Annotated in this window: 1 protein-coding gene; it reads right to left on the bottom strand. The window is 71.6% G+C overall.

The features are described 5' to 3' along the window. Nucleotides 1–243 (bottom strand): cryptochrome/photolyase family protein (locus SB847_RS22020; RefSeq protein WP_410578866.1); only part of this gene is annotated, 243 nt, incomplete at both ends.

Below are 243 nucleotides of genomic sequence, written 5' to 3'. Positions count from 1 at the left end.
CTGAAAGCGTCCGAAGAAAGGCAGCCCATGCCGGATGAAGGACTCGAGGCACGCGAGCGCCTCGCTGCGGTCGACCGGCCAGCGGAAGTCGTCGGCGGACGGCGCGCCGAAGCTGCGCACGCCGGCGGCCACGATCCGGCTCCACAGCGCGCGATGGTCGTGACGCGGACGCCAGTCGGGCGGCTCGGCAGGCGTACCGGACCACGCCGCGCGGTTTTCGGCATCGTAGTTCCATTGCCCGCC

It is taken from the genome of Bacillus sp. SIMBA_026, assembly GCF_046535335.1.
GTDB lineage: Bacteria > Bacillota > Bacilli > Bacillales > Bacillaceae > Bacillus > Bacillus velezensis.
Note: the sequence above shows the minus strand (reverse complement) of the source record. Positions and strands in the feature narration are given on the sequence as shown.